Source organism: Streptomyces doebereineriae (genome assembly GCF_031845645.1).
In the GTDB taxonomy this organism is placed as follows: Bacteria; Actinomycetota; Actinomycetes; order Streptomycetales; family Streptomycetaceae; genus Streptomyces; species Streptomyces canus.
In genome coordinates this window covers 1-403 of record NZ_JAVREZ010000524.1, presented here as the reverse complement: position 1 = coordinate 403, position 403 = coordinate 1, and the positions used below count along the sequence as shown (strand labels likewise).

Annotated in this window: 1 protein-coding gene; it reads right to left on the bottom strand. The window is 67.0% G+C overall.

Going from position 1 to position 403, the window contains the following annotated elements; translation table 11 throughout:
• Positions 1–403 (bottom strand): phosphotransferase (locus RNB18_RS53090; protein ID WP_311721191.1); only part of this gene is annotated, 403 nt, incomplete at both ends.

The following is a 403-nucleotide window of genomic DNA, read 5'->3' as shown; positions in this document are numbered from 1 at the left end:
AGGCAGTCGAGCAGGGCGCCGTCAGTGCTCAGCCTCTCGACGTGCTTGCCCATGTGCTGCTGGGCGCCGCCGACGGAGCCTGGGGTTGACGGAGTTGCCGCACGGGTGATGCCCGCCGCCTCGAACTCGTCGACGTTCAACGCGTGGATCCGAGCAAGGGTCCGCATGTACTCCGCCATCACCGCGTCACGCTCGGCGGTAGTGGAGTCGGCGAAATCGGGACGCCCCGGAACCCGGTCCATCACGTAGGCCGGTAGCTCGTCGAGCCAGCCATAAACCCGCGGCACCGGAATGCCGTTGCGGTGCAGGAGATCCTGGAAGGTCATCTCGTGGCTCAGCGGGAACACCAGCGGCGAGTCGATCCGGTGCCCACGAACCATGAGCTCGACCCGCTCACCGTCGA